At 45.6% G+C, this 23,999-nt stretch carries 21 protein-coding genes and 1 pseudogene; 7 read left to right on the plus strand and 15 right to left on the minus strand.

The window, feature by feature from the left end:
* Nucleotides 1–286: 286 nt before the first annotated feature.
* A complete protein-coding gene (locus J7545_RS22615; RefSeq protein WP_318698486.1) occupies nt 287–2,950 on the minus strand; it encodes a chloride channel protein in 2,664 nt (887 codons plus the stop codon).
* A gap of 603 nt (nt 2,951–3,553) precedes the next feature.
* Here J7545_RS22615 and J7545_RS22620 point away from each other — a divergent pair.
* The 4 genes from J7545_RS22620 (at nt 3,554) to J7545_RS22635 (ending at nt 8,174) form a co-directional block, all read left to right on the plus strand.
* Nucleotides 3,554–4,270, plus strand: a complete 717-nt coding sequence (locus J7545_RS22620; RefSeq protein ID WP_318698485.1) for a COP23 domain-containing protein — start codon at nt 3,554–3,556, stop codon at nt 4,268–4,270.
* 68 nt (nt 4,271–4,338) lie between these two features.
* Nucleotides 4,339–5,646, plus strand: coding sequence for a recombinase family protein (locus J7545_RS22625; RefSeq protein ID WP_318698484.1), 1,308 nt, complete (start codon nt 4,339–4,341; stop codon nt 5,644–5,646).
* A gap of 347 nt (nt 5,647–5,993) precedes the next feature.
* On the plus strand, nt 5,994–7,388 hold the full coding sequence (locus J7545_RS22630; RefSeq protein ID WP_318698483.1) for a TldD/PmbA family protein: 1,395 nt from the start codon (nt 5,994–5,996) through the stop codon (nt 7,386–7,388).
* A 39-nt stretch (nt 7,389–7,427) separates the two neighbouring features.
* The gene (locus J7545_RS22635) at nt 7,428–8,174 is read left to right on the plus strand and encodes a class I SAM-dependent methyltransferase (protein WP_318698482.1); all 747 of its coding nucleotides are present in this window, start codon (nt 7,428–7,430) and stop codon (nt 8,172–8,174) included.
* A gap of 14 nt (nt 8,175–8,188) precedes the next feature.
* Here the strand turns inward: J7545_RS22635 and J7545_RS22640 are convergent, their stop codons facing one another.
* From J7545_RS22640 to ilvN, 5 genes are all read right to left on the minus strand, one after another.
* Complete coding sequence (locus J7545_RS22640; protein WP_318698481.1) at nt 8,189–9,394, minus strand: YcaO-like family protein; 1,206 nt, start codon at nt 9,392–9,394, stop codon at nt 8,189–8,191.
* Between the two features lie 223 nt (nt 9,395–9,617).
* Nucleotides 9,618–9,785, minus strand: a complete 168-nt coding sequence (locus J7545_RS22645; RefSeq protein ID WP_318698480.1) for a hypothetical protein — start codon at nt 9,783–9,785, stop codon at nt 9,618–9,620.
* A gap of 135 nt (nt 9,786–9,920) precedes the next feature.
* On the minus strand, nt 9,921–10,268 hold the full coding sequence (locus tag J7545_RS22650) for a carbon dioxide-concentrating mechanism protein CcmK (RefSeq protein WP_318698479.1): 348 nt from the start codon (nt 10,266–10,268) through the stop codon (nt 9,921–9,923).
* 191 nt (nt 10,269–10,459) lie between these two features.
* A complete protein-coding gene (locus J7545_RS22655) occupies nt 10,460–10,765 on the minus strand; it encodes a carbon dioxide-concentrating mechanism protein CcmK (protein WP_271942577.1) in 306 nt (101 codons plus the stop codon).
* Nucleotides 10,766–10,853: 88 nt separating this feature from the next.
* Entirely contained in the window at nt 10,854–11,375 is a 522-nt protein-coding gene (ilvN, locus tag J7545_RS22660; protein WP_271942579.1) for an acetolactate synthase small subunit, read from the minus strand.
* Between the two features lie 394 nt (nt 11,376–11,769).
* On the opposite strand from ilvN, the gene infC reads away from it, so the two are divergent.
* From infC to J7545_RS22675, 3 genes are all read left to right on the plus strand, one after another.
* Nucleotides 11,770–12,336, plus strand: coding sequence for a translation initiation factor IF-3 (gene infC / locus J7545_RS22665; protein ID WP_413038577.1), 567 nt, complete (start codon nt 11,770–11,772; stop codon nt 12,334–12,336).
* A 75-nt stretch (nt 12,337–12,411) separates the two neighbouring features.
* Nucleotides 12,412–15,420, plus strand: coding sequence for a HEAT repeat domain-containing protein (locus J7545_RS22670; protein WP_318698477.1), 3,009 nt, complete (start codon nt 12,412–12,414; stop codon nt 15,418–15,420).
* 18 nt (nt 15,421–15,438) lie between these two features.
* The gene (locus J7545_RS22675) at nt 15,439–15,906 is read left to right on the plus strand and encodes a Crp/Fnr family transcriptional regulator (RefSeq protein WP_271942585.1); all 468 of its coding nucleotides are present in this window, start codon (nt 15,439–15,441) and stop codon (nt 15,904–15,906) included.
* Nucleotides 15,907–15,989: 83 nt separating this feature from the next.
* Here the strand turns inward: J7545_RS22675 and J7545_RS22680 are convergent, their stop codons facing one another.
* The 9 genes and pseudogenes from J7545_RS22680 to J7545_RS22720 all read right to left on the minus strand — a co-directional run bounded on the left by J7545_RS22680 (nt 15,990) and on the right by J7545_RS22720 (nt 23,779).
* Nucleotides 15,990–17,129 (minus strand): tetratricopeptide repeat protein, encoded by a 1,140-nt coding sequence (locus J7545_RS22680; RefSeq protein ID WP_318698476.1) that lies wholly within the window; start codon nt 17,127–17,129, stop codon nt 15,990–15,992.
* A 98-nt stretch (nt 17,130–17,227) separates the two neighbouring features.
* The gene (locus J7545_RS22685) at nt 17,228–19,771 is read right to left on the minus strand and encodes a sulfotransferase (protein ID WP_318698475.1); all 2,544 of its coding nucleotides are present in this window, start codon (nt 19,769–19,771) and stop codon (nt 17,228–17,230) included.
* 256 nt (nt 19,772–20,027) lie between these two features.
* A pseudogene (locus tag J7545_RS22690) lies at nt 20,028–20,290 on the minus strand (hypothetical protein).
* A complete protein-coding gene (locus J7545_RS22695; protein ID WP_318720154.1) occupies nt 20,287–20,658 on the minus strand; it encodes a hypothetical protein in 372 nt (123 codons plus the stop codon). Before J7545_RS22695 ends, J7545_RS22690 begins: the two are co-directional and overlap by 4 nt.
* Before the next feature lie 14 nt (nt 20,659–20,672).
* Nucleotides 20,673–20,903 (minus strand): hypothetical protein, encoded by a 231-nt coding sequence (locus tag J7545_RS22700; RefSeq protein ID WP_318698472.1) that lies wholly within the window; start codon nt 20,901–20,903, stop codon nt 20,673–20,675.
* Nucleotides 20,904–20,929: 26 nt separating this feature from the next.
* Nucleotides 20,930–21,328, minus strand: a complete 399-nt coding sequence (locus J7545_RS22705) for a retropepsin-like aspartic protease (RefSeq protein WP_318698471.1) — start codon at nt 21,326–21,328, stop codon at nt 20,930–20,932.
* Nucleotides 21,325–21,552, minus strand: coding sequence for a hypothetical protein (locus tag J7545_RS22710; protein WP_318698470.1), 228 nt, complete (start codon nt 21,550–21,552; stop codon nt 21,325–21,327). Before J7545_RS22710 ends, J7545_RS22705 begins: the two co-directional genes overlap by 4 nt.
* Before the next feature lie 209 nt (nt 21,553–21,761).
* Nucleotides 21,762–23,426, minus strand: a complete 1,665-nt coding sequence (locus J7545_RS22715) for a GTPase (RefSeq protein WP_318698469.1) — start codon at nt 23,424–23,426, stop codon at nt 21,762–21,764.
* Nucleotides 23,427–23,506: 80 nt separating this feature from the next.
* Entirely contained in the window at nt 23,507–23,779 is a 273-nt protein-coding gene (locus J7545_RS22720; protein WP_318698468.1) for a hypothetical protein, read from the minus strand.
* Between the last annotated feature and the right edge of the window lie 220 nt (nt 23,780–23,999).

A 23,999-nucleotide genomic window follows, 5' to 3' on the forward strand; every position in this document is an offset into this window, starting at 1 on the left:
GCAGTTAATGGAAATTTCTCAGTTCTATGGCCAAACCTTGTTGGATAAATTCCGTTATTTGCAAGTCGAACTTAGTCGGCGCTGCTCTATTATTCATTGGAGTTACGATCTGATTCCAGAAACCCTGATTTAGTTCACTAGTGACTTTTCTTCAGTTGAATGTAAAGTTTTATGTCAACCTTCAACACTTCTGCCCTTTTTCCGAAAGTGACAGAAGAGGGATAACTCTCTCTTCTCTTGCTATATTCTGGCGCTCTACTGCATAGCAAAGGAAAACTGCTGAAATTCAAGTTAGGGAGATAGCTTGACGCACTAAAATCACAGTACAATCGCATCCGGAGGCGATCGCCTCTGGAATGTTGCCTTTAATCACCTGTTTGAGTAAACCTTCTCGTGATGCTCCCATAATCACGACATCAATGTGAGATTTTTGAGCTTGTTGAATAATGGCTTCGCTGACCTGTTCAGAAATGAGCTGTACTCGACTCAATTTAGGTAATCTTAACTCTTCCTTGTGTCTATCCCCAGATACCAAAGAAACTGATTTTAAGCGACTGTGCAAAAATTGCTGCACCTCTTCCAACATCGCAGAAACCTGGGCTTTCTGTTCTGGAGAACAGACCTGACACAATTGAATTTCTGGGGGAAAAAAGGGCTGATCCCAATTGTGGCCTTTAGATTTGAACTGAATGTATCGCAAGCGCATTAAACCCGGTAACAATTCAGCACCGGCGATCGCATTCGGCCCTCCTGCCAACGGCAGTAACCAGCGATTAAAATGCCACTTCGCCTGTTGTCCACGGGTAGCCCATTTCACCAATACGACTTCACAAGGGGCTTGACGAATTAAGGTATCCACCACATCCCCAAAAATGCGCCCCTCTGTTGTTGTTTTTCCCTTCCATCCCATCAGCAACAGATCTACATGGCGATACTTCACCGTCTCTAGAATCGTTTTCCCAATATCATGGGTGACTCGCACCTGAGTATGGACACTAATACCTAACTGTTCACCCAACTTTTCGGTATAGTTCGTCCAGCGTTGAAATGCATCAAAGCTGACCCGGGCTCGATCGACCGGAGTATGATGGGAAACCAAAGCGACTTGCAGACATTCCAACTCATAATCTTGTTCTGCGGCGATCGCCCCTGCCATCTGTAACAATAAAGCTGCCGTACGCTGATTGACCACTGGAACCAAAATCCGGCCCTTACCCGTTGCCGGCCCCTGTGTTCTATAAATTACATAAGAAGTCCCACCAGCCGGCCCCAAGGTTGGCCCGATACCACTGAGCAAATCTGACTCCGCCCGGATAATATCACTGCGGGTAATAATCCCGACTAACCTCCGTCCCTCAGTCACCGGAAGACGACTGAGTTTATAACGATTCAGGCAATAGACCACCTCACTTAAGGGACAAGAAGGGGGAACACTCACCGGATCGGGGGTCATAATTTCCCCCAATACGGCCTTCTGATTCATGTTGCGTTTCTTTAGATCTTCCTGGGTAACAATACCGACTAACTGACCTCCATGCACCACAGGAAATCCCCGATGATGAGAGCGAGAAAACGCTTGCACCACTTGATCTAAAGGTAAATTAAGATTCAAAGTTTCCACCCGGTGTTGCATCAGATCCTCGGCAATCAATTCATCAAAGCCTTCCGGCGTTTTTCGTTGATGGCTTTGGGCTTCCATACCATTCCAGACCAACAGGCGTTGGTACAGGGAGTTTTTCTCTAGTAAACTTGATACAAAATAGGCCACCACTGACACAATCATCAGGGGTAAGACCAAATTAAAATCTGCCGTGATTTCAAAAACAATCACAATACTGGTCATGGGAACTTTACCCACGGCACTAAAAAAGGCTCCCATCCCCGCCAGGGCATAAGTATCAGGAGAAATACCTAGAGGTAATCCCAGAGAGTAGCCCACCAAATAGCCAAGAGCTGCACCTAATGTTAGGGTTGGGGCAAAGAGTCCCCCAGGTGTCCCTGCACCATAGGCTAAACAGGTGAGTAAAAAATGAACAACAAAGGCAAGAAGGACTTCAGGAGCCTTGAGATCCCCAACTAGCAACAGTTGTCGTAAACCCGCATGGTCATTAAACGTTTGTGGCAATAAAGCAATACAAAGGCCAGAAATTAAACCAGTCAAAGCCATGCGAGCAGGTAAAGTCAGCGGTAAGCGCCGATTGAGAGTCAGGCTGGTAATAATACTTTGGTTAAAGAGTGTACCTAGAATTCCGGCTAGGATACCTAGCATCAAGAAAGACGGAATTTCTGGGGCAGAGAAATGGGCAACCGAAGCACTGACTTCCCGATTGAGGTTGAGGTCATTTCCAAAGATGCGAGAGACGACTGCACCGATAAAGGAGGCTCCGATCGCTGTTTCTAGAGTTAATTCCGAAACATCATGGAGTAATTCTTCTAATACAAATAACATGCCAGCGATCGGGGCATTAAAGCCAGCCGCCAGTCCTGCGGCGGCACCAGCGGCGACCATTTGCCGACGATGGTTAGGAGAGGTGGGAAAAATTCTCGCAATTTCCGAAGCTAAAGCAGCTCCAATTTGTACAGTTGGCCCTTGACGACCGAGGGTGAGTCCAGAAGAGAGAGAAAGCAATCCGGCAATAAGCTTAACCAGAGCAGTCCGCCAACCCAGAGGAAGCGGGGTTCCTTCGAGAACAGCTTTGACGTGGGCAATACCGCTCCCTTGGGTTTCTGTGGCAAAGGCTTCAATCAAACAACCGGAGAGAAAGGCAAAGGTCATGCCTATGATGGGTAAGACAAACCAAGCGGGGAAGATTTGGGTGAGCCAGATCCGCCACCCCCCCAAGGTTCCTATGCCATTTCTGAGTAAGACGGCGCTACAACCAGAGACTAATCCAATCAGACAAGCCTCGGCAATCATCACCCGTCGTTTGGGTAGCAATAGAGGGCGCACGGTTCAATTATGCGCTTTGCGCTAGAGAATAGGGGAGAGGCAATAGGGAAGAGCCAATAGGGTTATGGTACATGGTAGCCAGAGGATTTAACTCTGATGTCAACCATACCACTACACACTGAGAGTCCCCATCGGATTCAATTAAAAATTTAAAATTAGGTCTGATGTTACAGCGCAAAGCCCTCTATGTGTGGGAATGGGGCAAAGTGAACAACAGACTCAATCTCGCGAGTGATACCATTTCTCCATGATGCTACGCTTAATGAAACGACTCAGACAACTACCTCTAGAGAAATCATTAGTGGTAAGATTAAAGAGAAATAGTATGAGCTTTCTGGCTATCTTTAAAAAACCGCTTATCCCTCTTCTATCACTCTGGGAAGAGTATAATAAAGAAACAAGGCTTTCAGCCTTCTCAGAAGTATGATTGCACCAAGAACTGCTCAACCGACCCTCTCTGTGATTGATAAATATTGCGACTTCTATAGAAATCTATTATCAGGTGTTAGGAGTTATGAAGCATTTAAGTAGCTTCATGAGGGATATAACTGATTTTCCTCCCGTCATACTAAGTGAAGTCATTGTTCAAAGAAACCTCGAATCATGAAACCTCATCTGAGTTTACTTCTAAGTGTTACTGTCGTTCTCTTCGCCTCTCCCTCTCTGGCACAAACTACCTGGCCGAGAGATTTTCCTGTCGATACTCAACCGGCTCCCTCTGAACCATCCCCTCGTGTTCCGACTGATGGAATTCCGGTAGAGACTCAACCCCGGTTCACTTGCGAAATTGAGCAGGGGCAACCAACGGTAAGGTATCATCCCACCAGTCAACCGAATCAATCCTATGCTTGGGCAACTCCTATTGAACTGGGAGGAGGATGGACACCGGAACGTCGATGTACAGAAATTAGTAGACGACTGGAGTTTTATCGCGCCGATGGATTGCTGGAATTGCAAACGGGTTTTGAGAATGGTTATGATACGGTTTGTGTCACAACCCGTGCAGATAATCGCTGTCGCATCGTTCTCACCGTTCCTCCTGGACGAGATCCAGGATTAATTCGCGATCGCGTATTTGAGAATTTGGCGATCGCCGATAGCGGCCAAAATACCCTCCCCGTCACCACCTTTACTGAAGGACGCAGCACCAGCAACTGGTTAGATCTGCTGGGTCAAGTTACGAACCGCGATCTATCCGGACTCAACCGCATTCCCAACCCCCAACCCGACACTCCTCAACCGCGCACCCTATCCAATGGAATCGATCTCAGACCATTCCTCGATCCAGCCGATGGAGGAACTGGCCAACATCTGCGTTAAAATAGGAACTTTGAAGGGAAAAACGGTTTGTTCCTATTCCCTATTCCCCATTCCCAGCGCGAAGCGCTATGAAAATTCTCGCCTATGTTTGGTGTGACCCCATCCTCGAATCTCCCCCTAAATCTAGTATTTGGGGATGGGAAGTCGATTGCATCTACCAAGATTTAGGGGGAAGAGAAGAACTAAAAACCCTATTTCAAGACCTGGAAACAGAAGAAGAAACAGGTGAGATTTACCTGCTCATTCGCCGACTGGAAGAACTGGGAGATAATGCTGAAACGATGGCTAATGCTCTCCAGCGCTTAGAAACTCAAAATGTACAGGTAATTGCACTTCAGGGTGAAGAACAACCTAGACCAGAAAATAGCGATATTCTGCACCTCTTTAATCGCCTCCAAACCTATTATCACAGCCTCCGCATTCGCCAAGGCCATGCTCAAAATCGTCTGCAAGCCAAACCTCCACCCGGAAAAGCACCCTATGGTTATAAACGTAGCCAAAATAGCTATAGTCTAGACCGCAGTTATGCCCCCGTTGTTAAAGACTTTTTTGACCATTTTCTCCTTTATGGATCGGTTCGTGCTGCCGTTCGCTATCTGAATCAAAAATATCGTAAAACAATTTCCGTCTCCACCGGCAAACGATGGCTAACGAATCCTGTTTATCGAGGAGACACTGCCTTTAAAAACGGCGAAGTCCTCTCCGATACTCACACCCCTATTCTCTCACGAGAAGAAGCCGCCCAAATCGATCGCCTCCTGCGTCGGAATCGTCGCCTTCCCCCTCGCTCGGCAAGCGCTCCGCGATCGCTCTCTGGCTTAGTTTCCTGTCAAAACTGCCAATCTGGAATGAAAATTACCCGTGTCACCCGTCATCGCCAACCCGGGGAATATCTCTATCTGCGTCCCATTCACTGCCCTCGACAACCTAAATGCAAAGGATTACGCTATGAACAAGTTTTAGATGCAACCATTACCAAAATTTGTCAAGATTTACAGCCAGCCGTTGCTAAACTCACTCTCCCCGATCTCGAACAGATTGAATCACAACTTCAGCAAAAAATCAACCAGAATCAAAAAATATTAGACCAATTACCTGAACTGAAAAAACACGGAATTCTTGATGCAGAAACTGCCGATCTTCGCACCTATAAAATCCGTAGCGAACTCTCCAAACTACAAGCTAATTTAGCCGCACTTCCTCCAGTTAATTTAACCTCTGTCGCCCAAGCGGTTTCGATTCCCCAATTTTGGCTCGATCTTTCTGAAGCAGAACGGCGCTTTTACTTGCGTGAATTCATCCGCCAAATTCAACTGATCAGACATTTTGAAACTTCCCCTCCGAATTGGTCAGTAAAACTCATTTTTATCTTCTGATCCTTGGTTTAGCTATCCCTTGCTAAAAGTTAAGATTGACTATCCAAACTAAGAATCTGAATCCCATTCCAAAATGTATGATAGTCCGGTAATACCATTTCTCTATGCAGTTGCGCTTAATAAGGCATCAACCAAGTAGTCCCATGCAGTTATCGAGGAGATCGTTACCTTGTATATCCTAAAAGCAAGCCGAAATAGTAGGCAGTTGTGAGAACAGCTATAGATATCCGTGGTATACAGTTACTAGGGATGAATTCGTTCTTGGACTATTTCGATCGAGAGAGCGAAGACAGCACTGACCCAATGTAATCACTCAAGCCTCAATCGTCTAAACCGGTTGAATTGCCATGAATACGGATCTTAAAAACCTGCTCTCGGATTTAATCAAACGCTATCGCGCTCAAGTTGATTTCCTCGCTATCCGTCTGGAAGAAGCAGAAGCGACTGATATCTTGCTGCGGGGGGATAAAGTAGAAACCCTCAGTGAAGGTATTTCCCTAGGGGGACAAGTACGTGCTTGTTACAAAGGCGGTTGGGGAATGAGTAGCTTTAACCAACTGGGGGTATTGTCGAAGCGGATAGAAGAGGCGATTGCCTCTGCGCGGTTAGTGGGACAAGAAGAAACCATCCTAGCGCCGATTCCCATTATCGAAGATAGCCAGGTCTTGCCCCTAGGAGGAACCCATCCCAGGGAGATTCCTTTAATCGAGAAAAAGCAATTGTGCGATCGCTACGCGGACATTCTCCACAGTACCAATCCGCAAGTAGCCACAACCTCCGTGCGCTATGGAGACTGCTGTCAGCGGATTATCTTAATCACCTCTGAAGGAACCCTCATTGAACAATCCTGGGTCGATTTAGAGATGCGCTTTGCCGCCACCGCTCGGCAGGGTTCCACCGTACAAACTGGACGGGAAACCACCGGATCGCGCAATGGGTATGAAGATTTAACCCAACTCGATGACCAAGTGCGATCCGCTGCCCAGCGTGCCGTTAATGCCCTCTCCCATCCTCCCATTAAAGGCAATACCTACACCGTCGTCATCGATCCAATTTTAACCGGATTATTTGTCCATGAAGCCTTTGGTCACCTTTCAGAAGCCGATATGGCCTATGAAAACCCCGATATCCTGGAAGTGATGACCCTAGGGCGCAAATTTGGCCCGGACAACCTGCAAATTCTGGATGGTGGAGCGCCACAAGGTCACCGAGGCAGTTATTTCTATGATGATGAAGGAACCCCAGCCACAACCACCCAACTCATCAAAGATGGGGTATTAGCCGGCCGTCTGCATTCGCGGGAAACCGCTGGTAAACTGGGAGAGGAACCCACAGGGAATGCTCGTTGCCTCAATTATCATTATCCTCCCTTAGTACGAATGACCAATACCTGGATTGAGCGAGGGGAAACTCCTGTGAGCGATTTGTTTAGCGGTATTCAAGAAGGCGTTTACGCTAAAAACTGGCGGGGGGGAATGACCAATGGAGAAATGTTTACCTTTGGTGCAGGAGAAGCTTGGATGATTCGCAATGGGAAAATTGCTGAACCGGTACGAGATGTGACCCTTTCCGGCAATGTGTTTAGTACCTTAGCTGATATTGAAGCGATCGGTGATGATTTTTACTGGGATGAGTCCGGCGGTTGTGGCAAAGGGGGACAAAATGGGTTAGCTGTCGGCTGTGGCGGCCCCTCCTTGCGCATCCGCAATGTAGTGGTGGGGGGAGAAGCCGATAGTGAATAAAGGATTCGATATAAACAAAATAGGAAAAGTGTGATTCCTATGTATGGTCCTGACTTTGCGCGATTCTACCACCTTAAATGTGAGGGTTTTGCTAATGAAGTGGCCCCCAGAATATTAGAGTTCTATGCTTCAACATCTATGGGTCAAACCAATTCCTCCATCTTAGACCTATGCTGCGGTACTGGCGAACTCGCTTTATATTTTTTGCAAAGGGGATACAATGTGACGGGTATTGACCTATCTGCTGCGATGTTAGAATACGCTAGAACTAAAGCCAAACCATACATTGAAACTGGTCGAGCTAGATTTATTCGGGACGAGGCCACTAAATTTACGCTTAATGAGCGTTTTGGTTTAGTGGCAGCCACCTATGATGCACTCAATCATCTGGAGAATGAAGATGCTTTGCACTCCTGTTTTCAGCAGGTCTATGCTGTCAGTGAAGGATATTTTATTTTTGACTTAAATACCCAAGCAGGACTACAGCGCTGGAATAGCATTCAGCTTGATGAGAGTGAAGAGGCGATCGCGATCGTTGACAAGACCTTTAATGAAGAGTTGGGAAAAGCCAGGGCAAAATTTTCATGCTTTCTGCGAACCCCAGAAGGACTCTACGAACGGATTTCCGAAACTGTTTTTAATACGCTCTTCCTGATGGATAATGTCAGAAATGCTCTCTTGGAGGTGGGATGGAAAGAAGTCTATTTTGCTAGGATCGGCAATCTGAATCAGGCTGTTGCAGATCCAGAGCAAGAGGGGCGAGTGTTTATCGTTGCCAAAAAGTAAAATTTAGCAGATGCTCAACTGTCATCGGAGTCTAACGCTGCCTTAAATCTACGCCCTATTCGCATATTTTCTTCTTTAAAATATTCGAGAGAGGGAACGATAATTCTCACGACTTGCAGCCTCTCATCGGGTGGTGTATAAACAACTCTGTAAACAGGCATATCTGTCACGCGGCGCAGACTCTCTAGCAGTAGCTGCCACTCTTGCTCCAGGGTCTCAGTTGCACCTAAATCTGGGATTTCCGAATAGGAGACCATTTTTTCCTGACTAGAGACTTTTGCAGTCATTTGCCGCACAAAATCCGCTTCGCGATCGCCGGTTCCTATATTATGAGGCAAGACATACTTGCGCCCGCCGTGAATAAAAGCAAGGCGACTTTGGGCAACTTCACAAACAGCCCGCACCAAGGCAATATCTCTATGAGTATGGCATCCCCAGCCACCGTTGAAAAATTGGGCGATCGGGTTTTCAGGGTCGAAGAGAAATGCTGAGAAGAAAGGCAGACCATAATCGTTGGGTACATAACGGACTCGGAGTTGCAATCCTTCTCGATCTGCCCGTTCGAGAATATCCCCAACAAGAGCAGGAAAAGTGCGAGGATCGACCAGAAAGGAGGAGTCTTGGATAAACTCAAAAGACCAGATATCCCGTTCGATCACTTCGGCCAGGGCATGAATAGTGGCTTCGAGAACGGAGTTTCCCGAAGCTAGACCATTTGTCGAAGAACCAAACAAGGATTGACCGATATCCGGTGCTGGATGATACACTAACTCGGCGGGAACGAGACATTGCTTCCCATTTTCTACGTCATTAGTAACGGCCAAAAGCAATGGTGCATCAAGATCTATTGGTTTCTGAAATACCGGAGCAAAGTCAAGGATGGCATCTGCCCTGATGTTGGTACCAGCAACATCCCTAGCTGTACCCCATTCTGTGACAACGCTCTCAGTTGCTGGTTCGGCAAAATACAACTCGATCGCCTCCATATACGCTCCCACCTCAGCATCAACTGGAATCAGCCCCTTGCCATAGGTTACTGCCGATCCTGCGGCACGGGGTCTAATACTGGCGAACACTGGAAGTCCCAAGCGATCTAATGGCGTTAGATCGATAAGGTGGTCGATCCCGGCCATTTCTGCCCAAGCCTGAGCTTGAGACAGAGTAACGTCGGCGGAAACACAGCGGACACTTGAAAATCTCTGATGGCTTTTACTTAACATTACATTTAGACTTCTTGCGCAAGTCAGGGAATAGGGAAAATAATACAGGATTACTCTATTGCCATTTATTTTCTACCCACTTTATGCAAGAAGTCTATTAAGGTTTGGCTGACCAATTCAGGCACAATATGGCAAACACCCAACTTAGTTTTTGCATAGAAAAACATCGCGACGTTTGAAAGGGTCACGATGTTTTTCACGGATCTACGGAGTGTGGCAACAGCTATCCGCAATGGGCTGAGGCTGGTGCGTAAACATTACCGCAAGGGACTCCGGCTGGTGAGTGGTAGGCGCAAGGGACTCCGGCTGCATGAATAGATTTTGTACTCAGGTTTTGCAAACGCTTGATGGAACTGGCGCTAAGATCTAGGGATAAGTACTCTTTAGTCATATTTTTCTTCTCGAATCAACTAACTTAATAATAGTCGCTGATCGCATACGATTCTCCAGAGCTAAGGCAAGTTTATCCATAAACTTAATGAAACTTAATGAACTCGCCCAAGCTGACTTTAAGTTCTAGTTGGCTCTAAGTTAATGAAGGTCGTGGTGTATCCCCTTCAACAGCTCTGCGATAGGACTCTACATTATCGTTGTAATCAATCGGGAGGACAGCAACTACGTTCTCGTGGGGACGGGGGATAATCACCCAAGATTCTAGGGTCGCGCCGTAAGCCTTCTCTACAGCGTCTATTCCTGCATCCATCGCCGTTTTGACCTCAGAAACATCTCCCCGGATATTTACGGTAAATCGAGCGCTCCCAACGCGAATATAGCCAACTAAGGTAATCCGTCCAGCTTTTACCATGGCATCAGCAGCAGCCAAAATTCCTGGAAATCCCTTGGTTTCAATAGCTCCAACAGCTTGCTGTCCCATAATTGTTGCTCCTAATGTCCTAATGTTAATCAATAACCATCTCTGTGCAAGACTTTATTGTAGGGGTTTAAGGGGTCACTTGGGTAATCAGGGAATAGGCAATAGGCAATAGGCAATAGGCAATAGGCAATAGGTTAAGAAAACTGGGGTCTATCTTTTCCTTAAGTTGTGACTATTGCCTAGCGCTACGTCTAGCGAAAGGGTTCACTGACTTCCGTGTAGTCGATGGGAAGTACGGCTTGGACATTTTCGGGGGGATTGGGGACAATGTAGTGCATCATCACTTTGCCTCCGTAGACTTTTTCCGCTTCCTGAATGCCCACTTCCATTGCTGGCACAACTTCGGATGTCCCCCCACGAATCGCTATGACAAAGTTGCCACTTTCGGCACGGTCGAAATAGACTAGGGTTACTCGTGCTGCTTTAACCATGGAATCAGCAGCAGCAAGAATAGACGGAAATCCTAGGGTTTGGATAACACCAACAGCTTCAGGCACAGTTGTTCTCCTTTTGGGGGCATTTAGGTGAGTTCACAAAAGTGATTTCACTATTGTAGGGGAGAAAGGCGATCGCGCTGCTTTGGCTTTAAGCTAATTTAGCTTCTAGAGATTTGAGTAACTCTGTATTCACCCCAGATTCACGAGTGAGGGCGATTTTACCCGTGCGGGCAATTTCCCGAATGCCAAATTTTTGCAGCACTTGGACAATAGCTACCATTTTCCCCGGATCTCCGACAACTTCCAAGGTTAGAGAATCTTCCGCTACATCTACTACACGGGAGCGGAAAATATTGGCTAACTCAATAATTTCTGAGCGACTTTGAGCAGGAGCATTAACTTTGAGCAACATTAATTCCCGTTCTACACAGGGGCTGTCCGTTAAGTCTTGTACCTTGAGGACATTAATTTGTTTGTAGAGTTGTTTGGTTATTTGTTCGATAATCTTGTTATCTCCAGGTACAACCATAGTAATCCGGGAGACTCCAAGCTGTTCGGCTGGCCCTACCGCTAGACTTTCGATGTTAAAGCCGCGACGAGCAAACAAACCCGAAATGCGACTTAAGACTCCAGCTTCATCTTCTACGAGTACAGAAAGGGTATGTTTCATAGTTGCTTCATCCGCTTACAGGTGATACAATCAGGTTCTGATTTTAGGTTTAATCTTACAGTATACGCCATAGACCCAACTATGATAGGAGGTTCGACTCGGCGATCGCCGACCCTATAATCCTTTCTTAAGATTAATCGGGGTTAATAACTCCATGAATCAGTACCGTACCAACCTTAAGACTCCTCAGTCCCTGCTCAGAAGCACTCAAAAGGGTCACAATCCTGGTCTAGAGCAAGAAAGAAGTTAAAAATGTAGGGCAATTCAAAATCTGTCAGTTACAATGGCAGAAACTCACCCATTTTGCCCACCTCTCCCACCGATTAAGGAATGGGGAGGTTGTGTTTAAACCTGATATCGAGTTCTCCTGAATCCTTAGATTCAATAGCCCACCATTGTTCTATCCCTAGAAAAACAAAAAACGCCTGTGGTTGACAAGAAAAGAAATCGCGATCTGCCCCAAATTAACGAACGGATTCAATATCCCAAGGTTCGAGTCATTGATGGTGAGAACAAGCAACTTGGTATTCTGTCGCTCAAAGAAGCCCTAAAGCTTGCACAACAAGAAGAGCAAGACCTGGTTCTAGTCAGCGATAAAGCCGATCCCCCTGTATGCCGAATTCAGGACTACGGAAAATTCAAGTTTGAGCAAGAAAAGAAAGCCCGCGAAGCTAAGAAAAAACAGCACACCTCTGATGTTAAAGAAGTGAAAATGCGTTATAAAATTGAGGAACATGATTACAATGTGCGCCTCAAAAACGCCAGGAAGTTTCTCCAGAAAGGAGATAAAGTTAAAGCAACAATTAACTTTAAAGGACGGGAAGCCCAGCATAGCGATTTGGCAGAAGGGTTGCTCAAACGCTTGGCCAAAGATCTAGAAGAAGAAGCCGAAATACAGCAAGAACCGAAGCGGGAAGGGCGCAATATGATGATGCTTCTCTCGCCGAAAAAACAGTCATAAGTCATACTCTACTTAGGTGAACAGAGACTCTCTTGAGAGCCTAGGTAGAGCTAGACCGATGTAAACGACCAAAATATGGAACTCAACTATCAGGGACGCAGCTTAAACAGGTGGGGACAACGATTCTTCCAATGGTTTAACCTTCGGCCAGACGAAAGTGAGCGTACAGTATTAATGCTGGCGTTTTATACCGCAAGTTGTGTGGGACTCAGTTGGACAGAAGCGAGTACCGCTGATTTGTTCTTGCAACGATTTGGAGCCGAATCTTTACCCTGGATTTATATTGCTAGTGCTGTAATGGGTTCAGGATTAGGGTTTTTGTATGACTGGTTGCAGACCCTACTCCCTTTGCGTAAGGTGATTGTGATTACCGCCGTACTGATGGCGATCCCCTTATTTCTATTACGCCTAGGGTTAGATCTAGTTATTATTGCCCCCATCTTAATTTTTTTGCTGCGCCTGTGGTGTGAAGCGATCTTTATTCTCAATGAACTCAACACCAGTATTTGCGCAAATCAACTGTTTAATATTCGAGAAATCAAGCGCACTTATCCGCTGATTTCTAGTGGGATTCTAATGGCCGATGTGGTCAGTGGATTTTCGTTGCCGGTGCTGTTAACGTTTCTGCGGGTCGAGAATATCCTCATTTGTGCCAGTGTCTTGATGTTTGTCGGGGGAGGCGTTGCGTTTTATCTGACTCAAAATTATCAGCAATTTTTTCCCGATACTCCCAATCGTGTCTCTCAAGAAGAAGCGTCAGACTTTACCCAGCGCCGGTTAGGTCGTCCGGTATGGCGGTATGTGATTCCCTTAATTCTGTTCTTTTTCGTCGCCCAAGGGTCTTTGCAGTTGGTTGAATTCCAGTTTTTTGACCAGCTTGAAAAAAAACTTAATTCGGGAGAAGTTGCCAGTTTTCTAGGGTTTTTCAATGGTGTTTTGGGAATCTTTGAATTGGTTCTTCAATGGTTTGTTTCCTCTCGGTTGATTGAACGTTTGGGCGTATTTGTGGCTGCGTCCCTACTGCCTGGAATGATGGGGATCATCAGTTTGGTCTCGTTGGGCAATGTGGCAGATTTATTCTGGTGTCTGATTACGCTGAAGTTTTTTGATGATTTGTTACGCTATACGGTGGTCTTGGGGTTGGGTCCGGCTCTGTTTCAGCCACTTCCAGAGAGTATTCGTAATGGCATCCAGACTTGGCGGGCGATCGCCGAACCGATCTCAACTGGGGTAACGGGTTTGTTGCTCTTGGGAACGATTTGGTTTTGCAATCAAATTCTGCCCCAATTTCAAGACCGTCAGTCAGATATCTTCCTGTTCCAAACCATTCTCATTGCCTTGGGATGGTTATTAGCCATTTTCTTCCTCCGCTCTGGGTACGTGCAACTGTTAGTATCGAGTGCCAAAAGTGGCCGCTTAGGGGTCTCGGATGTGGATTTGCGATCGCTACAACGCAATGTAGCCGAAACCCTCAAACAACCGGGAGCAGAAGAAGATAAGCGCTCTTGTATTGAACTGCTCAACCGGTTTGATTCCCAAAATATTAACGAGGTACTGGTTCCCCTGCTTCCTTCCCTCTCTCCTGCTCTACAACGCCAAAGCTTAGAGGTGCTACTCGAACATCCCCAACCCAAGGATGTGGAATCCATTCGCGCTCTCACCCAAACCTCCTTACTGCCCGATGTGTTGGCCCTTGCCCTCCGCTACATTTGGCTCACGGAACCGGAACCCGATATCCGTCAGTTACGCAGCTATCTGCAACCGGCGGTCGATCCGGTGGTGCGCTCAACGGCGGCGGCTTTAATGTTACGACGAGGGAATGCCAAAGCTAAAGCGGAAGCGACGAATACCCTGCGACGGATGGTCACCAGCGAGCAGGAACGGGAGCGGGTGATGGGATGTCGCGCTTTGGGGGAAGCGGTGTATATGCAAGCGCTACGGCTCTATGTGCCCAATTTACTTCAGGATGATTCTCTGCGGGTGCGCTGTGCCCTTCTAGAGGCGATCGCCGCCACCCGTCTAGAAGAATATTATCCCTCTTTGCTGCGCGGTCTATATTATCAATCCACCCGTGAGGCAGCGTGTAAAGCTTTAGTGCGCTTACGCCATGAAGCTATTCCCCTATTATTAGATTTAGCCCGCGATATCTATAAGCCCGATCTGGTGCGCATGTACGCTTGGATGACCATTGGTGATATTAAAACGCCAGAGTCCTTGCATGTCTTAACCCAAAATTTAATGGCTTCCTGGGGAACCACTCGCCGCAATATCCTCAAAATCCTGATTAAATTACCCGATGATACAGGGATTGAACAGGTACAAGCCGTCTTAGGGCGATCGGGGATTGAATTATTAATCGATCAAGAACTTATGTTTATCGGGCAGCTCTATGCAGGACGTTTAGATCTAGCTGAGGATCGAGTTTCAGGGCGAGAAGCTCAATTGTTACAGCGATCGCTTGCCGATCTCGAAACAGACTCTATTGAGCGCTGCTTCTTATTGATGAAGTTCTTGTATCCCATCCAGAGCGTACAAGCGGCTGCCTTTAACCTTCAGTCCAATTCCATGAGCAGTCAAGCGAAAGGGTTAGAAATTTTAGACAATATTGTAGATATTCCCCATAAGAAAGCGCTGTTAACGGTACTCGATCAATACGCGATCGCCGAAAAACTCTCTTATCTAGAAGATTTATTCTTATATCAACCGCTCAGTCCGAGCGATCGCCTGCGCCATCTTCTCGACCTTCGTCATTTTCTCTCGGATTGGCCCTTAGCTTGCTGTTTCCATGTTGCTCAAGCCTTCCGCTGGAGTACCACCACTGAACATATTCTGGCTGGACTACGGCATCCTAGGGGGTTTGTACGGGAGGCCGTCTTGAATTATCTTAAAGTAGCAAGCCCTTCAACTTTGAGTCAATTGTTGCCTATGCTCAAAAACGATCCCGATCGCCTAGTGGCTGGCCAAGTTCAAGCCTTAATTGAAGAGTGTGGACTCTCCCATATCCAGGACTCCTCACCCTCAATCTTGAGTGAAGATGCCTCAGATTTCCCCATCCCTCCATTTCCCTATCCCCCATCCCCCTAACCCCGACCCGGAGAAGTTATGTTAAGTAGCGTTGACCGCTTGCTGTTTGTGCGAGGTGTTCCCATCTTTAAAGAGTTACGGGATGATTTTTTAGTGAGATTGGCCTCGATTATGGATGAGTTATCGTTTCCCGCTGGGCAAACGATTTTTACGCAAGGACAAGAAGGACGCTCTCTGTATATTGTGGTCTCCGGACGGGTAAGGGTGCATATTGGCGATCGCGATTTGGCTTATTTGGATAAGGGAACGACCTTTGGAGAAATGTCCCTGTTTGATGCAGAACCGAGATCGGCTTCTGTGACGGCGATCGAAACCTGTGATTGTTTGGTTTTAACTCAACAACAACTCTATGATGCTATTGATGAAACTCCAGGCATTGCGGTTAATATTATTCGCTTGCTTTCTCGACGGATTCGCGAATTAAACCAGAAAATTAATGCCCAAGAAAGTAAGATTCAAGAATTACAATTATCTAGCAAGCATTAGGACGTGGTAAGGAATAGGGAATAGGGAATAGGGAATAGGGTCTAATGCTTCAAGCTGTACTTGAGAGAAGAGAGAAGTGCTAATTATTCATTATTCATCAATCCTTGAATCAGCTCGGTATAATACTCCGTTCTTACATTAAGGTGTTGGGCTAATTTCAGGCCTCGTTCAAGGGCAGCTAGGGCTTGTTCTCGTCGATCGAGAGCGCTATGAATCTCGGCAATGCGTTCATAGGTGTTCATCATGCCATAAGCATCATAGGCTTGAGCTTGAGTCCCTAGAAGCGAGCGATAAACGGCTAAAGCTTCGGGGAATTTCTGTTGGTTGTTATAGAGTATTCCCAAGGATTGTAGAGCTTCGGCAGCATAGGCAAGGTGTTGCTGTTCAAAGGCAATCAGGTAGGCTTGTTCGTAGAGTTGGGCACTGGTTTTAAAGTTACCTAGGGTTTCGTAGTGTTTGGCGATCGCTATTTGTTCCTTGGGAATTGAATTAACTTGCCCTAATCGATCGTACAGGTTAATGAGATTGAGTCGCGTGGCGATCGCTCCTTCCCATTCCTCCATCTGCTCGTAACTATAGGCTAACTGTTGATAAGCCTGAATTTGAGTCAGAAAATCCTCCTGTTCTTGGGCAAAACTCAAAACTCCTTCATATCCGGCAACCGCTTGGGGATAATCAAACCAATTGAGGTGGGTTTGGGCAATTTGTCCTAGAAGTGTATTTTGTTGCTCCTCATTAGAGTCTTCAATTGCCAGATCTAAGAGTTTCTGATACACTCCTACAGCAGATTGGGGCGATCGCAATTGTTGATAGGCAACTCCCAACTCCTGCAATGTTCCCTGGTCTGTGCCTTCAACGTCTCCCTGAATTTGATCTAACCGAGCTATAATTTGCCGAAGCATCACTAACTCGCCTTCGGACCAAGCAATGGCTCCCACTCGTGAGAGGGCTTGGATTTCTGGAATGATTCCTAATTCTTGGCGTAACTCTAATTCCTGCTGCCAGAGTTGAAATGCTTCAAGTGAATTCCCCTGTTGTAGTAACTCTAGGGCTTCTTCATGAAGGGTTTCCACATCTGAAGATTCTACAACGCGATCGGAGAGTATCGGCTCGGCTGCAACCGGCACAGTCCACAACCCCCCCAATAGGCAAAGTATCCAGGGAACCAGATATAGGGCTACAGACTGGGGAGTTGGGAGTTGGGAGTCGGGAGTGGAAGTCATGATATCAATGAAAAATTAAAAACTAAAAATTGCCGGAGACAAGGGGATGCGGAAATTACTGCCGATTGCCGATTGCCCACTCCCTATTCCCCTTGCCATTACTCCTTAATCAAACCTAACTTTTGCTTCAGTTGTACCCATTTCATCCGCAAGCGCCAAGCTTTATTGGCTTTAATCGCCGCTAATTCCAGGTTACGGTGATGCAGTTGACTATTGAGATCTTGCAATTGGGCATTCAGTTGAGCTTGAATGTCAGCCGAGAGGGTATGGGTATTTTGCAGTTGGGCACTGGTGTTCACCAATTGTTGGTTAATCTTGACGGCTTCCGCGTGGGATTGATTCAGTTCTTTTTGGGTTTGTTCCAGGTCATAATTGGCTTGTTCGAGTTGCGATCGCAATTGATTCGCCATATGTTTGTAATGTTCGCATTCGGACTGAGTCTTTTTGAAGAGGGCTTGCTTTTTGTGCATCAGGGATTTTTGATATTCTAATTCTTCATACTGCGATCGCATCCGCCGCAACTCTTCTGCTTGTTGCTCGAGTTCCTTCTGTTTCAGTTTTAGCAATTTCTGATATTTTGCCCCACTGCCCACTTCCTGCCAACTGCTAAACGCCCAATCTTGGGGACTCAAGGCTTGAATTTTTTCCAATTCTGCCTCCACATCCAGTTCCGCAGGCATAATCGAGTCTGCGCTTCCCCAAGAACCCGCTAAGGTTTCCAATTCTTGATAGAGCGTAATCGCTTCTGGGAAAAAGGCCTGAATGAGTGCCGGTTTACGGGTTTGAGAAACATCCCGTTGGAGTAATCCCGGTTCAATCACCGAGGGTTCCACAGCGCCTAAAGAGAGTTGCCATTTGTCCTCTAGTCCTTGTATCCACCCTTGCGGATCGCGGACAATAGCATCTAGATTCGCTAGGAAGCACCGTTCTGGATAGGCTCGGACAAATTCGAGCATCTGCTGATTGTAGTGCATCCATAATTCTACTGCCTTTTCGGGATAAGCCGCGACCACTTCATCGGAACTGCGGCGATAGAGGGAATCAACTACTTCCCAGGGAGAGCGATAGACCAATATAAAATAAGCTGAGGGGACTAACTCAGCCCAAAACTTGAGAAATAGGGTGGTGCGGGGGTCTTTCCATCCCCACAGAGGGCGTTGGGTTTTCTCTTTGAGCAGGAGTTTAGCGCTTTGCTGATAGCGAGGAGCGAGGATAATTTCTGATTCTAGGGTGAGTCCGTCGATTTCTAAGCCTTGGGAGCGGAGGACATTTTGGTGGAATTCTACAAAGTCTAAATCTTCAAAATGACCGCGATCGTTACCAATTGTAGTGGCGACGAGGCGATCGCCCAAATGAACGCCCACACTATTGAGCAAGGAGGCACTCAGAGAAGTCCCAGAGCGATGCATTCCCCCCAGAATAAAAATGCCTTCAGCCAATCCTTTACCGGATGAATGTCCCGATTCTAAACTGGCGAGTTGTTCCAAAGTTTGGCACACGAGCATCCGTTCTAAATTCCCCGTTTCCCCTATCGCTTTAATCATCACTACATCGTCGCGCTGCACTTGACTATGATTCAGATGACACACCCAAGATCCTTCAACACGGGGGACACAGCGATGGATAATTGTATCATTCACCCACAATTCAATCGATTTGGCCGAGGTAGGGGCGGGTTTCCCTATCGTTTGACTTTGTAGATCAGATGTCGATAAACCCGCCCTTACAGAATTTAAACTCCAGACTTTACCCTTAAATTCCCAATCTCCAGACGAGTTCAATTCTGTACTCTCTAGATTCCCTTGGGGAGGATAAGTAAAGGTAAATGTTGACCAGTCCGGGCTACTATTTTTACTAATAATGTATAGATCTTGATGGTCAGCGAGTCCCTTGGGGATACGATGATAGGTGGCACTTGGTCCTAAAATTTGATTGAGGGAATGTTGGATAAATTCTTCACTGACATAGGTTGTACCATACACGGAAGGATCTAGGGTACGACTTTCGCTTTGGGGAATAAAATGAATCCCGGAGGCGGAGAGGGCGAAGGGATTTGGGGCTAGAGTAACATCATGGGTGCTAAAAATCAGGAGTCCCCCTTCATTCAAATTATGGTAGAGGGTTTTTAGCCAAGGCACAAAGGTGCTTTCAGGGATATGACTAAAAAAGGAACTGGCGAGAATACAGTCAATGATTTGGTCTATTTTGTACTCAGTAGGGGTGAGGGTGGAATGAATCCCCTGAACTTGGAATTGTTCGATTTGAAATTGTACGGCTTCTGGATAGATGTCCGAAATCCAAATGTGTTCGGGAGGGAGAACTTGAGTCAGGAAGCGGGTAAAGCGTCCATATCCTCCGGCAAAGTCGAGGAACGTGGAGAGGTTGTCCCAACTGCCAAAGTGATGGGTGATAATTTGTTGGATGGCTTGGAAGATGCGGAGTCCATTGCCATGGTAGCGGATAGCGGCTTGAGTCGGGTCACCGTTGCTGTTCTCTAGAGCCATGAGGAACATCTCGTCGTTGTCGGAGATGCTGGTATTGAAGGAGTTGAAGGAGGGAACCATTGCTTGTACAAACGATGCTAGGATGCGATCGCCTGCTCCTTCCTCAAGCTGTTGATTTTCAATCCTACTCACAGTCATTGACACTCCCCTCTACTCTATGGACGTTAACCGTATATTGTATAGCGCGATGCGCTGGTCATGGGAATGAGGAGTTGGACATCTTCCCGATCTGTAATAAAATTCTGGCGATCGCCTCGTTAATCTTTGGATTTTCTGACACTGCATGAGGGTCCATTATCTCAGACAATTCTTTGATCTATCCGATCGCAGTCTTCCTGAACCGCTTTTGCCATCATTTGTAGATCTTCTTGGCAGTTATTGTAACTGGGTCTGACTACAACCGACGAAGTAACTGATCATATTCTGTATGTATACCAATCCAAAACCAGTAAATGCGATCGTCTTCTAATAACCTCGGTAGTTTAAAGTTACACGAGCTGAATAAATGGATGGATTCTGGCGAACTTGTTTGAAATGAAGACTATTATGGTAAGGATCTAATCGCCAAAGGTCATAAGCTTTAGCTGCTTGTTCTTGAACTGAAGCAGGAAGTTCATCAAGTTTTTGACGAAAGGCTTTTGTGACAATTGATTTCATGGCGACTGAGGAGGAAAAACTTCATCAAGAGGTGTTGTTTCACCTGCTGCGATTTCTTTCCTGACGCTCTGGGCGATCGCTTCCCACTGCTCGTCTGTAGTGGCTTCAAATCTTGCTGTCCAGTTCAGTTCGTCTTGGATCTCAGCCAGCAGACGAGCGGCGATTCGCTCCGCGATACCTTCGGGAACGCATCCTGCTGATCTTCGGGTAATTGCTTCAGTTGGGCGATCGCCTCTTCGAGTAATTGAGTCATATTCACGCTCCCAATCGATGGCTTTGCCCGTTATTCTAACGAAACTGACTGGGTTTATAGCGATCGCTCCGCTATACCTTCGGGAATGCCCCCCCATTTTCCCATGAGAGGCCATTTTCTCATAAATGATTAGCGGCTCTGGCGTTGTGCGATTTCCATCAATAATCGTAAGGCTTCATTCACAGATTCTTCACTTGGAAATGCTTTTGCCACATCAGGATCAAGCAAAACTAGATTATTGCCTGCTCGATAACGTTCCACATATTTTCCTTTAATTCCCCCTGTTAACTGGGAAAAATCATACTCAGGTCGCAGTTCATCATCCATTTCATTATTAATGTTATTCGTTTCCTTCTTCATAAAATCTTTGTTGTAGCAAAGCCAACTTAACTCAAGGAAATTTCACCTTTAAAAACATCAATAATTGCCTTTTCTTCCCTGAGAAAATCAATTCCTAATAGTCCATTGGCAAAAGAACTCAGAGGTAAATCCATCGCTACTACAGAAAAATTCTCTTTACGGACTCCTAAACAATTAAACCAAGGAACAGAGACAATCGGCAATTTTACGGTAGCTGAAGCAGTCACAATCGTAGTGGTTTGAAGGGGGTGTTTCAAGTCACACCCTAAACATTCTAGGATTTGGCAGGGCAACACAGTATAACTTGAGCCTGTATCGAGCAATAATCTTAAAACAATGGGACTTTCCCTAGCTCGTCCTACTGATGCTCTCAACCAAAGTAAATTCCCCTGTCGATTTAGGCGATAGATTCTACGAGAACTCATAAAATAAAGGCCACATCTTCAGGAATTTGCCCTACATATTCGATCGCTAGGGGTTGCTCAGGAATAGAAGCTAACATTTCATAGATGTGCGACGGGTTGGGAGAATGAGCCAGCACTTCTCCTTCTATAACCTGCATCTGATCATCAAGGTCTTTATAGGCAATCAGTAACCATTCCCCTTGATAATGCTGTTTCATTTCTTCAAAGGTCATTAGCTCAGACATTTTCTTGGTCTATCCGATCGCAGTCTTCCTGAATTGTTTCTACCATAATTTGTAGATCTTCAGGTAACTGCTTCAGTTGGGCGATTCGCTGCGCGATACCTTCGGGAACACCTCTTCCAGTAATTCAGTCATGGTCACTATCGCGATCTATAGCGTTGCTAGTTATTATAGCAAAAAAACATTTCCTGGACTCTTTAACCCAAGTCTATCTATCTCCCTATCCCTATCCAAGAACCAATTGTTTTGAAAACTTGAACTCCTTTTTGCACCACAGGAGAGTTTGCAACTCTACTAACAAAACTAGCTGCTGCCTTAGCACCACGAGCTACATAAGGCCCAGCTTTCTTGCAGGCCTTTATTACTTTAGGTACTACTTCAGCAATGTCCCCTACTATCTTCACTGTTTTTTCTAGCCATTCAACCATCCGGTTTCTAATGGTTATTTCCTGTTCTTCATTCAGAATAATGTCTTGATTGGTCGCAGAACTTCCACCAGAGTCATTATTCACATTAGCTGATTGACTATATTGAGTTCCCGTACCAGACCCAGACCCGTCTCCGCTGGTTTTAACTCTGTCTATGGTAGACATGAAGTAAGGTAGTATCGCATCCGCATTGACCCGCTGAAACACTGTTGTGTAAAGTTCCCCTAACCATGGTTTTCTGTCAGGAGTATTAATGCTTTTATTATCAACAGCCACTGATGGAACCCGTTCCGCCACTTCTTTGCCAGTGTACCGGGCAATTTCTGCTTGAATTAACTTAGTTCTTGTCCTCAGTTTTCCAGAAAATTTTTCAGGCTCTACAAAACCCGCAAATGTAAATACAATAACTGCTGCTGCCCAAATTTCTGGCCCAAATGATTCATTAATGACACGAATAGCTCGTTGCTCATCAGAGCGTACTCTCGTTTCATAGAGAGGAGTAACAAACCACAGACAGTCCACTTCCCGTAAATCAACTTTGGACTTAATTCTGCTAATATATTCTGCATCATTTTTCCCCTCTATTTCATCACACAATCCTGGAGTATCAATTACCTGAAAAGGAATTCCAGCAACTTTTGCATCAAAAAATTCTACAGTGCAAGTAACTGGTTCATCATCTCCTACTCGACAGACTTGTTTGCCCATCAAAGTGTTAACTGTGCTAGACTTACCTACCCCTGTTCTGCCAACTAGGAGAAACGTAAATCCCCTCTTTTCTCCTTTTTCAAATTCTGCTAATTCTTCCTCTTTCCCCACATCTTTGAGCCGCTGAAACACGGTTTCATGAAATTCTCCTAACCATAATTTACCATCAGGAGTTGTTTTGCTCTTATTACTAATAGGTACTGATGGAATAAGGTCGGCCATTTCTTTTCCAGTGTAACGAGCAATTTCTGTCCGAATTGACTGAGTTTTTTGTATCAGTTGTGCAGGAAACTTTGAACGGTTTACATGATCTGTATCTGTAAATATAATCACAGATGTCTCCCAAATACTTTCTCCAAACGATTCATTAATGAGCCGAATAGCTCGTTTATCGTTCTCATACACTTTCGTTGCACCAAAACGAGTAAGAAACCACAGACAATCCACTTCCTGTAAATTAATTTTAGATTTGATTCGATCGATATATTTAGGATCGTTCTGTCCGTATGTCAGATCGCACAATCCTGGAGGATCAATTACGCGAACAGGAATTCCAGCAATTTTTGTCTTAAAAATTTCTACAGTGCAAGTAAGTGGTGAAAACGGTCTTACCCCACAGATTTGTTGACCTATTAAAGCGTTAACTGCCCTACATCTATCCACTTTATCCACTTCGGCGCTACTAACTAGGAGAAACGTAAATCCCCTGTTTTTTCCTTTTTCAAATTCTTCTATGCTCATATCAGTCTCCTATTGATTGTTATCAAATTACTTTTGGCAAGGGAAATCGCGATTTCCCTTGCTCAGTCAATGTTTCGTCACTAATCCCTGACCCACACTTTCAAGTTATAGGTCAACTTTGTGCCTGCATCGAGCCAGTAGTGAACTCCAACCTTAGATGAGTTTTTCTGAGTATATTTAGCGTCTCCGCGACCCACACCAGGATCGACTTTAGTTATGGAAATTGCACTGACAGTTTTGTTTAATTCGATTTTCGATATTTTTCCGTTACAGGGAAAATCATCATCGCCTTTTTTACCGACCAACTTGGCTTCATAGGTCATCGATGTATTAATGGCAAGCCTTTCACTCATGGCTCATTTAGCTCCTGCTGTTCTTGAAGACAAGGAGTTCCAATTGTAGACTTCCTTGAGAAATAGAATTATTCTTTACAGTATAGAATACTGGTTTTGATTGGCCTACTGACAAAAAGATAAATTTGGTCTATAGTTTAAGCAAGGATTTAACAATTTGTAACGCAAAAAGTTAATTAAAATTAAAAAAAGTTGTAAAAGGTTAAAAAAGTGATAGGAT

Source organism: Roseofilum sp. SBFL, from assembly GCF_017746885.1.
In the GTDB taxonomy this organism is placed as follows: Bacteria; Cyanobacteriota; Cyanobacteriia; order Cyanobacteriales; family Desertifilaceae; genus Roseofilum.

Excerpts from the sequence above, each read along its gene's own strand:
- J7545_RS22620 (WP_318698485.1), top strand. The coding sequence starts at position 3,554 with ATGAAACCTCATCTGAGTTTACTTCTAAGTGTTACTGTCGTTCTCTTC.
- J7545_RS22625 (WP_318698484.1), top strand. The coding sequence starts at position 4,339 with ATGAAAATTCTCGCCTATGTTTGGTGTGACCCCATCCTCGAATCTCCC.
- J7545_RS22630 (WP_318698483.1), top strand. The coding sequence starts at position 5,994 with ATGAATACGGATCTTAAAAACCTGCTCTCGGATTTAATCAAACGCTAT.
- J7545_RS22635 (WP_318698482.1), top strand. The coding sequence starts at position 7,428 with ATGTATGGTCCTGACTTTGCGCGATTCTACCACCTTAAATGTGAGGGT.
- J7545_RS22640 (WP_318698481.1), bottom strand. The coding sequence starts at position 9,394 with ATGTTAAGTAAAAGCCATCAGAGATTTTCAAGTGTCCGCTGTGTTTCC.
- J7545_RS22645 (WP_318698480.1), bottom strand. The coding sequence starts at position 9,785 with ATGACTAAAGAGTACTTATCCCTAGATCTTAGCGCCAGTTCCATCAAG.
- J7545_RS22650 (WP_318698479.1), bottom strand. The coding sequence starts at position 10,268 with ATGGGACAGCAAGCTGTTGGAGCTATTGAAACCAAGGGATTTCCAGGA.
- ilvN (WP_271942579.1), bottom strand. The coding sequence starts at position 11,375 with ATGAAACATACCCTTTCTGTACTCGTAGAAGATGAAGCTGGAGTCTTA.
- J7545_RS22670 (WP_318698477.1), top strand. The coding sequence starts at position 12,412 with ATGGAACTCAACTATCAGGGACGCAGCTTAAACAGGTGGGGACAACGA.
- J7545_RS22675 (WP_271942585.1), top strand. The coding sequence starts at position 15,439 with ATGTTAAGTAGCGTTGACCGCTTGCTGTTTGTGCGAGGTGTTCCCATC.
- J7545_RS22680 (WP_318698476.1), bottom strand. The coding sequence starts at position 17,129 with ATGACTTCCACTCCCGACTCCCAACTCCCAACTCCCCAGTCTGTAGCC.
- J7545_RS22685 (WP_318698475.1), bottom strand. The coding sequence starts at position 19,771 with ATGACTGTGAGTAGGATTGAAAATCAACAGCTTGAGGAAGGAGCAGGC.
- J7545_RS22695 (WP_318720154.1), bottom strand. The coding sequence starts at position 20,658 with ATGGCCTCTCATGGGAAAATGGGGGGGCATTCCCGAAGGTATAGCGGA.
- J7545_RS22700 (WP_318698472.1), bottom strand. The coding sequence starts at position 20,903 with ATGAAGAAGGAAACGAATAACATTAATAATGAAATGGATGATGAACTG.
- J7545_RS22705 (WP_318698471.1), bottom strand. The coding sequence starts at position 21,328 with ATGAGTTCTCGTAGAATCTATCGCCTAAATCGACAGGGGAATTTACTT.
- J7545_RS22710 (WP_318698470.1), bottom strand. The coding sequence starts at position 21,552 with ATGTCTGAGCTAATGACCTTTGAAGAAATGAAACAGCATTATCAAGGG.
- J7545_RS22715 (WP_318698469.1), bottom strand. The coding sequence starts at position 23,426 with ATGAGCATAGAAGAATTTGAAAAAGGAAAAAACAGGGGATTTACGTTT.
- J7545_RS22720 (WP_318698468.1), bottom strand. The coding sequence starts at position 23,779 with ATGAGTGAAAGGCTTGCCATTAATACATCGATGACCTATGAAGCCAAG.